This window comes from Paenibacillus solani, from assembly GCF_050475945.1.
Lineage (GTDB): Bacteria > Bacillota > Bacilli > Paenibacillales > Paenibacillaceae > Paenibacillus_AQ > Paenibacillus_AQ solani_A.
In genome coordinates, this window is sequence record NZ_JBCMXJ010000017.1 from 16,341 (window position 1) to 30,551 (window position 14,211).

11 protein-coding genes are annotated in these 14,211 nt (G+C 52.9%); 3 read left to right on the top strand and 8 right to left on the bottom strand.

The features are described 5' to 3' along the window. Nucleotides 1-9 precede the first annotated feature (9 nt). The 4 genes from ABEQ74_RS21970 to ABEQ74_RS21985 all read right to left on the bottom strand — a co-directional run bounded on the left by ABEQ74_RS21970 (nucleotide 10) and on the right by ABEQ74_RS21985 (nucleotide 6,750). Nucleotides 10-1,179, bottom strand: a complete 1,170-nt coding sequence (locus ABEQ74_RS21970; RefSeq protein WP_430124276.1) for a glucose-1-phosphate adenylyltransferase — start codon at nucleotides 1,177-1,179, stop codon at nucleotides 10-12. A gap of 439 nt (nucleotides 1,180-1,618) precedes the next feature. Then, nucleotides 1,619-2,641 carry an MBL fold metallo-hydrolase gene (locus tag ABEQ74_RS21975; RefSeq protein ID WP_430124277.1) on the bottom strand — a complete coding sequence of 341 codons (1,023 nt, stop codon included), beginning with the start codon at nucleotides 2,639-2,641 and terminating at the stop codon, nucleotides 1,619-1,621. Between the two features lie 607 nt (nucleotides 2,642-3,248). Then, nucleotides 3,249-4,988 carry a response regulator transcription factor gene (locus tag ABEQ74_RS21980; protein WP_430124278.1) on the bottom strand — a complete coding sequence of 580 codons (1,740 nt, stop codon included), beginning with the start codon at nucleotides 4,986-4,988 and terminating at the stop codon, nucleotides 3,249-3,251. Continuing rightward, complete coding sequence (locus ABEQ74_RS21985; protein WP_430124279.1) at nucleotides 4,921-6,750, bottom strand: cache domain-containing sensor histidine kinase; 1,830 nt, start codon at nucleotides 6,748-6,750, stop codon at nucleotides 4,921-4,923. The genes ABEQ74_RS21980 and ABEQ74_RS21985 overlap by 68 nt, the downstream gene beginning before the upstream one ends. Nucleotides 6,751-6,957: 207 nt before the next feature. On the opposite strand from ABEQ74_RS21985, the gene ABEQ74_RS21990 reads away from it, so the two are divergent. The 3 genes from ABEQ74_RS21990 to ABEQ74_RS22000 all read left to right on the top strand — a co-directional run bounded on the left by ABEQ74_RS21990 (nucleotide 6,958) and on the right by ABEQ74_RS22000 (nucleotide 10,431). Beyond that, a complete protein-coding gene (locus ABEQ74_RS21990) occupies nucleotides 6,958-8,313 on the top strand; it encodes an ABC transporter substrate-binding protein (RefSeq protein WP_430124281.1) in 1,356 nt (451 codons plus the stop codon). A 317-nt stretch (nucleotides 8,314-8,630) separates the two neighbouring features. Further along, nucleotides 8,631-9,515 (top strand): carbohydrate ABC transporter permease, encoded by an 885-nt coding sequence (locus ABEQ74_RS21995; RefSeq protein WP_076323184.1) that lies wholly within the window; start codon nucleotides 8,631-8,633, stop codon nucleotides 9,513-9,515. Nucleotides 9,516-9,537: 22 nt separating this feature from the next. Next, a complete protein-coding gene (locus tag ABEQ74_RS22000) occupies nucleotides 9,538-10,431 on the top strand; it encodes a carbohydrate ABC transporter permease (protein ID WP_430124282.1) in 894 nt (297 codons plus the stop codon). A 175-nt stretch (nucleotides 10,432-10,606) separates the two neighbouring features. Here ABEQ74_RS22000 and ABEQ74_RS22005 read toward each other — a convergent pair whose 3' ends face one another. The 4 genes from ABEQ74_RS22005 to ABEQ74_RS22020 form a co-directional block, all read right to left on the bottom strand. Beyond that, nucleotides 10,607-12,334 (bottom strand): proline--tRNA ligase, encoded by a 1,728-nt coding sequence (locus ABEQ74_RS22005; protein WP_430124284.1) that lies wholly within the window; start codon nucleotides 12,332-12,334, stop codon nucleotides 10,607-10,609. Continuing rightward, nucleotides 12,297-12,635 (bottom strand): hypothetical protein, encoded by a 339-nt coding sequence (locus tag ABEQ74_RS22010; RefSeq protein ID WP_430124285.1) that lies wholly within the window; start codon nucleotides 12,633-12,635, stop codon nucleotides 12,297-12,299. The genes ABEQ74_RS22005 and ABEQ74_RS22010 overlap by 38 nt, the downstream gene beginning before the upstream one ends. Before the next feature lie 69 nt (nucleotides 12,636-12,704). Beyond that, complete coding sequence (locus ABEQ74_RS22015) at nucleotides 12,705-13,010, bottom strand: ArsR/SmtB family transcription factor (RefSeq protein ID WP_430124286.1); 306 nt, start codon at nucleotides 13,008-13,010, stop codon at nucleotides 12,705-12,707. Continuing rightward, the gene (locus tag ABEQ74_RS22020; RefSeq protein ID WP_430124288.1) at nucleotides 12,991-14,061 is read right to left on the bottom strand and encodes a flavin-containing monooxygenase; all 1,071 of its coding nucleotides are present in this window, start codon (nucleotides 14,059-14,061) and stop codon (nucleotides 12,991-12,993) included. The genes ABEQ74_RS22015 and ABEQ74_RS22020 overlap by 20 nt, the downstream gene beginning before the upstream one ends. Between the last annotated feature and the right edge of the window lie 150 nt (nucleotides 14,062-14,211).

The window sequence follows — 14,211 nt, forward strand, 5'->3', positions numbered from 1 at the left end:
TCCCTCTCCTTATCCTTGTGTATTGGACTGCTGCAGCTTGGGAACGTCTTCCTCCTGGCTGCTGACAAGCACAATTTGAGAGGGATCGTCAGGAGGGGGAGAGATAACGGCATGATCTTGAATGACCATGTCCTCGGTTACGATCGCCCGGTGTATGCGCGCATGCTTGCCAATACGTACCTTGGGCATGATGACGGAATCAGTTATGGTACTGCCCTCTCCTACTTCAACGCCATAGAATAAAACCGAATGTGTTACGTCCCCACACACGGTGCAGCCCTCATTAATCATGCTGTTTCGGACGTTTGCGGTCGGTGAAATATATTCTGCTGGCTGATTCGGATTTCGGGTATAAATGCGCCATAATGGGTCGTTTAAGTCCAGCTTGGGCTGCTCGCTCAGTAAGTCCATATTGGCTTCCCACAAGCTCTCGATGGTGCCGACATCTTTCCAATACCCCTCAAACGGATAAGCGAACAGCGTTTTGCCGTCAGCCAGCATGGTCGGAAGAATGTCTTTGCCAAAATCGTGGCTTGTATCCGGAAGCTCCGCATTCCGCAGCAAATAGGATCGCAGCAGCTTCCACCGAAACAGATAAACCCCCATCGAAGCCGTCGTGCTTTTCGGATTAGCAGGCTTCTCTTCGAATTCATTAATCCGATAATTCTCGTCTGTATTCACCATGCCAAACCGCTTCGCCTCTTCCGAACTCACTTGGATGACGGAGATGGTGCAATCGGCTTCCTTCTCCTTGTGATAAGTCAGCATGCGGTCGTAATCCATTTTGTAGATGTGATCTCCCGACAAAATCAAAACGTGCTCGGGATCGTACTGATCAATAAACTTGAGATTCCGATAAATCGCATCCGCCGTCCCGCGGTACCAGGTCGTCCCGTCCTCGCGTTCATGGGGTGGAAGAACGAATACGCCCCCATTCAACCGGTCCATGTCCCAATCGCTTCCTACGCCAATGTAAGAATGCAGAACCAGAGGTTCATACTGGGTTAGTACCCCGACCGTGTCGATTCCTGAATGGGAGCAGTTGCTCAGCGGAAAATCAATGATCCGATATGTACCCCCAAAATAAACAGCCGGTTTGGCTAGCGTCTTCGTGAGGCCCTTCAGCCGTTTGCCTTGACCTCCTGCGAGCAGCATGGCGACCACATCTTTTTTCTTCATGACAGATTCTCCTTTAAAGGGCTTTATGAGATACGAATCCTATAACATGAAAATTGCGGAACCAAGGGAACGCTTCGAAACGAATATGGTGGAGTGGATCATGGTGATGAGTGATTAAGAAAAAAGCGCTTGAGGGAATGCCTTGCTTAAACAGCAAGGTACATCAACTATATGCGGGGTAGAGAGAAACTCTGACTCTAATCCGGGGGAACACCCCCGTCTAGGTATTGAACGCGCCTTCTCTTCTCTTGTGAAAAAGTGCCGTGGTGCCGCTTGCCAAGCATCCTGATGTAGCGGTTATATGGATAACGGTCTGGAATGTCAGACAATGAATGCTCCACAATGTAGCCCTCTGAATCTATTAAACAAAAAACCGCCTATTCTACGCATGATGGAAGTCAACGTACAAGCAGACGGTTTTATTCATGTCTTGATTATATCAGGAATGCGGCTGTTTCCGTGCAGAAAAATAGCGCATTCCATCCTCGTTTTCGATCATCTTGGCTTCCCCCCGACGGGTCAGCTCGGCGAGATGGGCCAGCGCTTCGCACATGGCGAAGCGCAGCTGGTGGATGCCGAGCTTCTCGCCGAAGAGGGCGGTGCAGACCTCGAAGGCGGTTAGCCGTCCGGCAGCGCTCAGCATGCCAGCGATGGTGGTCAGGCGCTCCTCGTGATGGAGGAGGAGCGCGTCGATCCGTTCACGGAAATGCGTGAACGGGTGGCGGTGTCCGGGATACGCCGTCCGGACATGTAGTTCCCGCAGGCGACGCAGCCCTGCAAGGAAGAGCGCCAGCGGCTCGGCGTCGCTGCCGGGCAGCAGGCTCACGTTGGGCGAGATTTGCGGCAGCACGGCATCGCCGCACAGTAGGACGCCGCTGTCCGCATGGAAGAACGACAGATGGCCCGGGGCATGGCCGGCCGTTTGCACCGGCACCCAAATCCGGTTCCCCATTCGGAACGGCATCTCCTCGCCGATGAGCGAGATCTCCGGCTGCGGCGTGACTTGGGGGAAGAAGCCGTTCAGATGCTCCGGTAGCAGGGTAAGCTTGGTTTCCGGCATGCCATGCTCTCGGAAGAACGCCGGGAGCGCGCGATCCATGGCCGAATCCGCTCCCCACATGAGCATGGCTTCGCGATGCGCCCGCTCTGACATCCACACCTTGGCGCCCGACCGCTCCTGAAACCACCCGGCAAGCCCATAGTGATCCGGGTGGTGATGGGTCAGCACGATTGAAGCGATGTCGCTGAACTCGAACCCGAGCTGCTCCATCGCCGCCAGCCATTCCCGCTCCGAAGAATCCATGCGCGGCCCCGGATCGATGACGGTAACGCCGTCATCTCCGCGCAGCACGTAGCTGTTCACCCATCTTAAAGGATTGGACAATGTAATTTTCACCTGACTGAGCTGATGTTCTTCTATATGATGAATGTCCGGGCTATTTCCCTTCTCATCCTGATTCATCGTAGATGCAACCTCCGTCCGCAATATGACTTCAATTCTGACTCTTTCATCATAAGCTTGTAGTCGGGATATGTATAGCAGGTTACGATGGTTTGTTTCAGGGGCTATTCGATAGTCGGTACCTTGGAATGATCGATTGCTAAAGTGCTGCATTATGAAATGAATGAGCTAGTAGGTTCCGTTAAAAGACGCTGCACGTACGTATCGTTCCTCCAATCGCTGTTGCTTTTCCGGAATCGATTCGCCCGCTCCGCGTCTTCGTGCTTGTCCACGAGTAGTTGAAAACCTTTGAATTCACTCCTCACAAAGCTATCTTTCATGAAAATCCCCATACTCCCAAAAAGAAAGGCACCCCTGAAAGGCTGTACTATCTTAGGGATGCCTTCCTTAGTCCTTTAAAGGGAATTGCATGGCCCTTATGTTCCGTTTCCATACCACAAAGCCCCTCTGGGGGCGATGCTACGCTTTCGTTTTCGTATTTACAAATCCCTCTTAGGGACATACACGATAAGGACGCTCTGTTTTCGTATTCTAAATCCTTCCTAAGTGCCTGCAAGGTGAACACAAGTCGCCCCGTACAATGCATGTCTCTCTACCCTTCTCAGACTCAATGAATACTCAACTTATACTGTGAGGGCGTTACGCCGGTCCACTTCTTGAAGGTGGAGCTGAAATGTCGCTCCTCCTGATAGCCGACCAGACGGGCGACGGCGTAGATCTTGAGGTTCTGCCGAAGCAGCTCCTTGGATTTCTCGATTCGGTATTGATGCAAATAATCCAGGAAATTGACGCCGAGCTCCTGCTTGAACAAGGAGCTTAAATACGTGTTGGAAATGTAGGCCTCGCGGGCGACAGCCTCCAGCGTCAGGTTGGTATTGTATTTCTCCTTGATCAGCTCGAGTACGGATTGGACCGTGCGGTGTAAGGTACGGTTGGAGGAGCAGGCTTCCACGAGATGCTGCATCATTTTTTTCACGATGGTCGCCAGCTCCTCCAGCGTCTCCACCTGCGGAAGCTGCTCCATGGAATTCACAAGCCGGTTCTTCCACTCGAACGCCCCGATCCTGTGCTCCTTGGCGATCCCTTGCAGGCTGATCATAAACGTGGTCGCCCGCAGATTCACCTCCTGCTTGCTGTAATGGGACTGCGTCTTGAACATATCGAGCCACGCATCCAGATGATCCAAGGCTTGCTCAAAGCTTCCGAGCCGCAAATAATCCAGCATCTCCCGTTCGCACGTCTCGAACCGCTCGTTGTCCAATATGGACGAAGACGCAACTCCGGCCTCGCTTCCGGCACCTTCTTTGCGCTCCTTGCCCGAATAGAAGAACACGCCCCCTCTGCCCTTAAAGAAGCGGGACTCCATCGCCTGAACCGATTCCTGATACGAGTCATGGGCCTGATTGATGGACGCTTTCCAGGATCCGAGGGCAATGCTGACCGTCATCTTCAAATACTTCTCCAAATTGCCCTGCAGCACCCGGATATGCGGCTCAAGTCCTTCCTGGGACGGCCCCGAGATGGACGCCGGATTGACCGAACCCCGACTGCCCTCGGCCGTACTGGCTACCCATAACAGGTCATCGCCTTCCTGGAACGCTTCGATGCAGCCGCCGTACACGCTGTCCAGCGTTTCCTTCACAATGTTGGCCGCCGCATAACGCAGGAGAACGACATCCCGTTCATCCAGCGGAATTCGAGACGTATCGACACGAATCAACCCTACCTGAATCCCGGCATTCCGAATATGCATTTGCAGTTCCTGCATGAGGCGCCCCCTGTCTTCAAGCGGGACGGCCGGATATCGCGTCCACTGTGATAGAACCTGGCTCTTCATTAATGGAATATTGCGGTTCCAGGACAGGTCTCTCTCCTTCAGCCTGGATTCGCGAGCTTCCTGAAACTCGGCGACCTTCTTGGCTTCCAGCACCGTCCTTAGAATCTCCTCGGGCCGGCAAGGCTTCAGAATAAAATCCTCCGCGCCAAGCCGGAGCGCTTGCGTCGCATAATTGAACTCGTTATATCCGCTAAGAATAATCGGCCGAAACTTCATCCCGCGGGACTTGGCCGCTTCGATCAGCTCCAGCCCATCCATATGGGGCATCCGGATATCCGTCAGCAAAATATCCGGACAGCAGCTCTCCATCATCGACAATGCCTCACTGCCGTTTCCCGCTTCGCCGCAAATGACAATCCCGTGGGATTCCCAATCGATCAACCGGACCATTCCCTCTCTCACTGAAATCTCGTCTTCCGCTATGAGCAGTTTCATATGCAGGTCAATCCCCTTTTCTCTCCAGATGGATGACAGCCCGGGTCCCTCTTCCTTCCCTGCTGTCCAGTTCAAGATAAGCACCGGCTTGGAACAATCGCAGACGCTCCTGAATATTTAGGAGGGCAAATCCGGTCCGCAGCTCGCCCTCCCTGGCCTCAAGGCTGCGATTCTCCACCCGCTGCAAGCCGGAACTGAGCTTGTGCAGCTGCGACTCGGACATTCCGATCCCGTTGTCCAACACCTCCAACACGACGGCATCCTCCAGCCCGTATGCCCTTAGGGTGATGAAACCGTTCCCGTTCATCGGCTCAATTCCGTGTATGATGGCATTCTCCGCCAAAGGCTGCAGGATCAGCTTAGGGATCATGAAGGCGGCCACCTCCGCTTCAATCTCAATCGAGAAATCAAACCGGTCCATGAAGCGGTTTTTCTGCAAAAACAAATAGTTCCGTACCAGCTCCATCTCCTGTTCAATCGTAAAGAAATCCTTTCCGTCATTCAGGCTGAGCCGGAATACCTGCGACAAGGAATACACCATGTCCGCTATATCCTTCTCCCCCTTCTTCTCCGCCGTCCAACTGATCGTATTCAAGGTGTTGTACAGAAAATGAGGGGATATTTGCGCCTGCAGTGTTTTCAGCTCCGCTTCTTTCTGCTTCAGCTGTGTTGCGTACACATCATCGATCAGCACCTTGATGCGCTTGACCATCGCATTGTAGCCGCTACCGAGCTCACCGATCTCATCCTCTCCGGTAAAATGCACCCGCTGCGTGAAGTCGCCCGTCTGAAGCTTGCGCATCGAGCGGGAAAGCTTCATGAGCGGCTTCGTAATCATGTTGGACAGCAGCCAGGTGACGACAAGGCTGATGATGAAGCAGACCACGGCCACAGCTACGGTCAATTGTCCGATCCGTCCCAGTTCGCTTACGAGCTTCTCCCGCGTATTGACCACGACGACATGCCAGCCCGTGCTCGGAGAAACCGTCTGGGTTATCATCCAATCCCGCGACTCCTTCCACAGCCCAAGCCTCTCTTCCGTTGAGAATCCGGCATGGGCTCCGTCCGCTCCGTTATAGGGAAGCTCCGTGTCATATTTTCCGATCCAGTGCTGATTCGTGGCCGTGATGATGAGCCCGTCTTCGCTTATGACATACATCTCGGTGGCAAGCGTAGGCTGCCCCAGGTACAATCGGCCGATTCGGGCCGCATCCACGCCGATCATGATCAGGCCAGCCGGCTTCAGGTCGTAGATATTGCCGATGACGCGCGACAGCACGATTTTATGATAATGATCCCCGACAAAAATGCCGTCCGACGGTTTGACCAAACCATAGACGGGACTGCCCTTGGCCTTGAGTGCGGCATCGAAGTATGGGCCCTCCATGAAGTTGGACAAGGTCATCGCGCTAGTGATTCCCGCCTGATTCGTTGCAAACGGTTCCAAGTGTTCGTAGCCTGGTTTGAGCGTGTATAATATCATCGATTGGATGGAATCACTGGCGACCATCATGTTGGAGACGGTTTTGAAAGCCTTTTGCCTTTCCGCGGGCTGATAGCCCGACTCCAGCAATCTCTGGATTTCATCATCCAAAAAGAGGTTGTTGGAAAAAAACAGCATTTCCTTGGCAACGCTGTCGATCTGGTCGGCCGTTTTTTTCGTGAGTTGATCCTGGGTCTGCTTCATCTTGTCCATCACTTCATTGGACGATATTTCGTAGGCGATCCACCCCATGGCAACAATGGTCGCCATCAGCAGCGGGACAAACCAGAACAGCAGCTTGAACCGGATCGGCATGCTGGTATACCACCGCTTATATCGTGGGGTTCCATTCATAAATGCCATCACCTGTTTTCAGAAGAATATGTGAAGGATTGAAATTACTGTTATTATAGCGGATTATTACTGCAAAAAGATCGGCTCCGCCCCAACACCTGAAAAATGCATACATCCATCTGAAATTTTCGGCATGTTGCCCGTTTCCTCGGCCCGGTATGATGAATCTTGCAAGCTGAAAAATATCGATAAAGGTGGGTTAACCAAATGAAACCTATGAGATTGTGGCTGCTGACGGTGATCATGGCCGTCATTCTGGCAGGTTGCGGCGGTTCCGGAGGAACGACTGCAACGGACAGCGGATCGAACCCGAAGCCGGATGAAACCGGGACAGATCCAGGTACGAAAACGGAAGAAGCGGTAACGTTGAAGATGTTCACGGCTTATGCAGATCGCGCGAACGGCCCAGGTAAAATCGAGCAGGAAATCATCGACGCCTACATGCAGGAGAACCCGAATGTCAAAATCGAAGTTGAAGCGCTGCAGGATGAGCCTTACAAAGCCAAAATCAAAGTGTATGCCTCCACCAACCAGCTGCCGGACATTATTCAGGCATGGGGACAACCTTCTTTCCTCTCCCCGCTGCTCGATAACGACATGCTGCTCGAATTGAATCCGGATGACTTTAGCGGCAGCAATTTCGTGGCCGGCTCGGTCGATGGTTTCAGCAAAGACGGGAAAATGTACGGGATTCCGCGGAATACGGACTATGCCGTCCTCTACTACAACAAAAAGATTTTTGACGATAACGGTTTAAAGGTACCAGCCACTGTTGCGGAACTGCTGGATGTCGTGAAGCAGCTGCGGGCCAAGAACATTAACCCTGTCGCGATTAACGGGATGGAAGGCTGGACGCTGCCGATTATGTTCGATTATTACGCACAGCGTGCAAGCGGCGACTTTACGCTGATAGACAAAGCATTTAACGGCGAAATCTCTTTCACGGACCCAACCCTTATTCAGGGTGCCTCGGACATGCTGGCTTTTGCCGATGCCAAAGGCTTTGCGGACGGCTGGTTGACGGCCGATTACGGTACGGCGCGAAACCTGTTCGGACAAGGACAGGCGGCGATGTTCTTCATGGGGAACTGGGAAGCCAGCCTGGCTACCGATGAGAACTTCTCCGAAGATTTCCGTCAGAACGTCGGCGCGATCTCCTTCCCGGCTTCCGATAAGGGCTCGCAAACGGACATCGCGGCATGGTATGGCGGCGGTTACGCCATCTCCAAAAACACCAAGCACGCGGACGCTGCCATCGCGTTCATGAAATACTTCTTCGCGCCGGACAACTGGCCGAAAAAAGTATGGCAATCGGGCGCAGGCACGCCAGCGCAAAAATTCGACCAGTACTTAACGGGTGAAGAAACCGAGCTGCAAAAGCAGCTGATCGATATTTTCACCAATATGACTTCGTCTGCCGGCACGCCGCTTCAGGACATATCCAGCGACGAGTTCAAGCAAAAATCGATGGAGATCCATCAGCAGCTGCTGTCGGGCAAATTCACGCCGGAGCAATTCGCCAAGGAACTGGATGCGGCGGCTTCTAAAGCCAACGCCAAATAACATGGAAATTCACGGAGCGTCCCGACAAGGTCTGTATGGCCTGCGGGGCGCTCTTTTGCATGCGGAAATTACGAAAAACCATTCCTATTTGCCTCGATTGGAGGCCACGGTTCACTGAACATCACGCAGGATCTCGGAGCCAGCTTCGCTCGCCGGGGCATGAATGAAACATCCTCTGAAAAATGAATACACTCATCGTAAATTTCCGGCATGTTCCTGCCATCAGCGCTCGGATACGATAGATTTAGTCGGAGATTTGGAGCCAGTGAAAGCGCGTGGCCCCATCAAGATTATGAAGGACGGAGATGTTGAACGCCATGCACAAAGTACTTAGTGACAAAAAAGCCATTTTTCTACTCATCGCCCCGGGCTTGATCTTGTTTGCATTCATGATCTGCATCCCGATCGTCATGAGCGCTTATTACGGCTCGACCGATTGGGGCGGCATCGGCAAATACGATTTTGTAGGCCTGAGTAATTATAAGGAGATTCTGTTCGAGGACCCCGTATTTTGGAATTCGCTCCGGAATGCGCTGCTGCTCACGGCCGCTACCCTTGTGATCCAGCATCCGATCGCCATTCTGCTCGCCATCTTCCTTACGCATTGCGGGAAATACGAGAAAATATTTCGGACCATTTTCTTTATTCCAGCCGTTATCTCGATTGTGGTGACCGCTAAACTGTGGAGCGGGATTTTCCATCCCAATTACGGGCTGCTCAACAAATTTCTGGAGGGCATCGGGCTGGGCGTGCTGAAGCATGACTGGCTCGGCGATCCCCATACCGCCATCTGGTGCATTATCGTGGTTGTCATGTGGCAAGGTTTCGGATATGCGCTGCTGCTGTACTACTCGGGTCTCCAGGGGATTCCCAAGGATCTGGGCGAAGCGGCCAAAATTGACGGCGCCACCCATACGCAGCTGTACACCCGGATCATGATCCCGCTGCTGGCTCCCATGATGCGCGTGGCTATAATCATTGCTGTCACCACCTGCCTGAAACAGATGGAAACCGTGTTTCTCATGACAAACGGTGGACCCGCCAACAGCACGCAATTTCTGGGCAATTACATTTACAAGGTCGCGTTCTCCTCGTCCCTCTACGGATACGGGAATGCCATCTCGGTGCTGTTCATCGTATTTTGTCTGATGCTAACGGTCGTACTGAATAAAGCTTTGAAAAAAGACGTCGGAGAGTTTTAAGCGAAAAAGGAGGATTTTACCGTTGTCATTACCAATATCGCCGCCAGCCCGGAAACCACAAGCTATACCCGCTTCAAGTCGGATCGTCCGGCGCAGCCCCTGGCCTAAAATCGCGCTGTTTGCTTTTATGATCGTCGTTGCCCTGATCCAGCTCTTTCCTTTGATCTGGCTGGTGGATTACTCTCTGCTGAAAAGCGGGGATTTTTTCGGGAAAAACTTTCTGGTGTGGCCGGACCCGCCCCAATGGGACAACTATAAAAACGCGTTCACCTATGGCCGCGTGCCTCTATTCTTCTTTAACAGCCTGCTGGTCACCGTCATCACGGTTGCGGCTTCCGCTGTGCTGTCACTCATGATGGGTTATGCCTTTACGCGCATGCGATGGAAGCTGAGCGGTTTCTTCCTGGGATTCGTCATGCTCGGCATGATCATTCCGATTCATGCCACGCTGCTGCCGAACTTCATCCTGTTCCACAAGCTGGACATGCTGAACAACCTGTTCACCTTGATTCTTCCGTATACGGCCATCGTCATTCCGATCAGCATGTTCATCATGACCGGGTTTCTGGAGACCATCCCCAGGGCGATCGAGGAATCGGCCGTGATGGACGGGGCCGGTATATTTGGCGTCATCTTCAAAATCATCTTCCCGATTACCAAGCCGGCGATCGCCACGATCTGCGTGCTCAACTTTATCAGCACATGGAATGAATTCATTATGGCCAACACCTTCCTCACCAGCGAGGACATCAAGACGATCCCCTTCTCCATCATGAAGTTTGCAGGGGAGTATTCCTCCAATTACGGAGCGCAATTTGCCGTCATGACCATCATCGCCCTGCCAACCATTCTGATCTATCTCCTATTCACCGAACAGATGACCAAAGGCATTACGGCCGGAGCGGTGAAAGGATAGCCTTAGTCTGGCCGACGCAAAAAAACACCCCTGGATAGTCAAGGACCAGCTCACGTTCTTGCTATTTCAGGGGTGTTCCGTTATAGAAAGATGTTTATTCGATCGTTCGTGACCTTACGGATCCTCGTTCATGCCCGTGATTCCGGGCAACCGATTCCCTGGGTTGGACCGGATTTCATCCATACAACTGTCGGGCTGCCTCCTCGCGTGAACGCTGGATGGCTTCCTCAGCAGGTAGTTTGATCTTAAGGCCATCCTCGCCCATCCATTCGACCTCTCCGGTAGCCGCTCCGCGGCCAACGATCAGACGCAGCGGAGCGCCGGCAAGGTCGGCATCCTTGAACTTGACGCCGGCACGTTCGTCCCTGTCATCTAACAGCGGCTCCAAACCAGCCTTGTTCAGCTCGCCGTAGAGATGTTCAGCCAATTTCATCTGGGTCTCATCCTTAACCGCAACCGGGATAATGTGCACCTTGAACGGAGCGACGGCCATCGGCCAGACCAAGCGCTCATCCGAGATACGCTGCTCAGCGATGGCGGACATGACGCGGGAGACGCCAATACCGTAGCAGCCCATGATCAGCGGTTTCTCCCGTCCGTCGGAATCCAGGTACATGGCGTTCATGGCCTCACTGTACTTCGTACCCAGTTTGAACACATGTCCAAGCTCAATCCCGCGATGGAACTGGAGCGACGCTCTGCAACGCGGGCAAGGTTCGCCTTCCGTTACATTCCGAAAATCGCCGGTGTGCTCCAGCGAAAAATCATGTCCTGGGCGGACTCCCTTCAGATGGGTATCACCCTGGTTGGCACCGGTGATCCCCTCTGCCATAGCTGCTATTTCGTAATCGACCAAAACCTTTAGGGTTAGGCCTACCGGTCCCGCAAACCCGATTGGGGCTCCCGTCGCCTGCATCACCTCTTCGACACTCGCTAATTCCGCGAGTTCTGCTTCTAGATAAGACTTCACCTTTGCGTCGTTCACTTCGCGGTCTCCCCGGACAAGCACCGCGACCCGTTCTCCGTCCACGTGATAAATCAGCGTCTTGATCAATTGCATCGGACTGACTTGGAGGAAATTAGTCAATTCCTGAATGCTCTTCACATTAGGAGTTATCACCCGTTCAATAACTAAGTTGCCGTCGTTCTTTACGGATTCGCTTCCTGCAGGCTCAACTGAAGCCGCAGACTCCGCACGCTCGAGATTTGCCGCATAACTGCAATCGCTGCACGAAACTACAGTATCCTCGCCGATATCCGCCAGTGCCATAAACTCATGGGTTTCCCCTTGCCCGCCAATGGCACCCGCATCGGCTTCAACCGCCCGGTACGTCAGTCCACAGCGCCTAAAGATTCGTTCATACGTTTCATACATGTTCCGATAGGACACATCCAGGCCCTCCCAGTCCCGGTCAAAGGAATACGCATCCTTCATCAGGAATTCACGACCCCGCAGCAGACCAAAACGCGGACGCCGCTCATCCCGGTATTTGCTCTGAATTTGGTACAGATTGACCGGCAGTTTCCGGTACGAAGAAATCTCTTGGCGAACGATGGACGTAATCACTTCTTCATGGGTTGGTCCAAGCACGAACTCCCGGTTATGGCGGTCATGCAGCCTGATGAGTTCCGAACCGTAAACATCGTACCTGCCCGATTCCTTCCACAACTCCGCGGGCTGAACAGCGGGCATGAGCATCTCCTGCCCACCGGAGGCATCCATTTTCTGCCGAATAATGGCTTCGATCTTTCGCAAGACGCGCCATCCCAGCGGCAGATACGAATAGATTCCTGCTGCCGTTTGACGGATATAGCCGCCGCGGAGCATCCATTGATGGCTCATTGCCTCCGCCTCGGAAGGCACATCACGCATCGTTGTCATCAATAATTGGCTTTGCCGCATCTTCCTCATACTCCTTCTTATACCCATGAATGAACCTGCCTGGGCGCAAAAAGAGCACATTCGCTCCTAGGGACGAATGTGCTCGTGGTACCACCCTGATTCCATCTTGCAGGACGCAAAAGGCGCTCCATGCAAGATGCTTCATCAGGCGGTAACGGGCCGAACCGGCTTTCGCTTGTTCACAGCGGGCAACTACAAGGTAGGAAGGACACAGCCTAGCGGGGAGAAGCCTTTCAGCCAAGGGCTTCTTTTCTGTCACGCCGAATCTTGCATCCTCATGTCCTTGATGATCGTTATTCACGGGAAATTCATTTTCCAATACATTACAGCCGGATGGTCGGAATGTCAAGCATGAATAGATCAGGCATTTCTAGTGAGCGATATGGTCCAGCACCTGCCGTAAGATCCCGATGACATGCTCATCTTCATACGTATAATAATAGGTGTTTCCGTCCCTCCGGTATTTGACCAGTCTTAAACTTCGCAGATAGCCAAGCTGGTGGGATACCGCCGACTGACTCATGCCAAGCACCTCGGCAATATGGCCGACGGGGCATTCTTCTTGCGAGAGCAAGTGAAGAATCCGGATTCGCGTCGGATCCGAAATGGCCTTCAGCAGTCGTGACGCTTCCATGGCCTCGTCTTCGTGCAGCAGCTCATGGTGCTCTTTTTCCATAAACTAATCCCCTCTTCTCCATAATCGCTTGAACGATTTCGCGGGCATCCCGTGAAACTCCTGCCAAGAGTGCGGAGCCCCGGTGCGTCTGCCAAGGCAAACCTACATAATAGAGCCCCTCTACCGGACTGATACCGCGTGTATGAATAACAGCCTTCTTATGATCCAGCGCTTGATCCACATGAAGCCAATCATAGCTGTGAACAAAGCCGGTCGCCCAGATGATATTCCGAACCTTAAGCTCCGTTCCATCCTCGAATCGCATTCCGGAAGCGCCGGCATCAACGGCTCTCTTTTTCAACACCACTTTACCGCACTTGACCGCTTGTTTCAATTCATATCCAAAAATCGGGTCTCCCCGGCGCTTCAGCTTACGCCCCACCCAGGAGGAACCGCTGGCTGATAAAATGCCGAGTTTGTCCAACCACCAGAACATGCCCTTTCCCCCAAGGGTCATGGGTAAATACCGCGGCTGCTGTCCGAGGGCCAAATACGTTTCCCGACCCCGCGAGAGTTCGACTGCAATCTGTGCCCCGCTGTTCCCGCCGCCAACGACAAGAACGCCGCCCTCCTGAAGCTGGGAAGGCCGCCTGTATTCGGATGAGTGCAGCTGGAGAATGTCCCCTGTAACCGATGCGGCAAACGGCGGAATTCGAGGCTGCCGGAACGGCCCGGTAGCGATGATCAGCGACTTCGCATGATATTCTCCCTGAGGGGTATCGATTATAAAACGGTCTTCTTCCTTGCGGACACACTTCACATCCGTCTCAAACTGAATGGGCAGCTCAAACCGTACTGCATAGGATTTCAGATAGGAAGCCATCTCATCTTTATCCGGGAAGCCGTCCGGATCCCCCTCTATCCTCATTCCATACAATGCACTATGAGTCCTCGGCGTAAACAACTTCAAGGAATCATATCTAGTCTTCCATGCATCACCTGCCTCCGTCCCACGATCCAACATCAGAAATTTCTTCCCCGCCTGCTGCAGCCAATAGCCGGCTGCCAATCCTGCCTGCCCCGCGCCGATAACGATTACGTCCCACGTCATATAGGTATCACTCCAAATTATATGAATAATTGCTCATATATACATATAACATGTATTTTGTTCTTTCTTCAAGCATAACATGGTGATTACATCGTCAAACGCCGCATGAAACTGGAATAAATATCTGATGAATCCAGTTGACAATATACA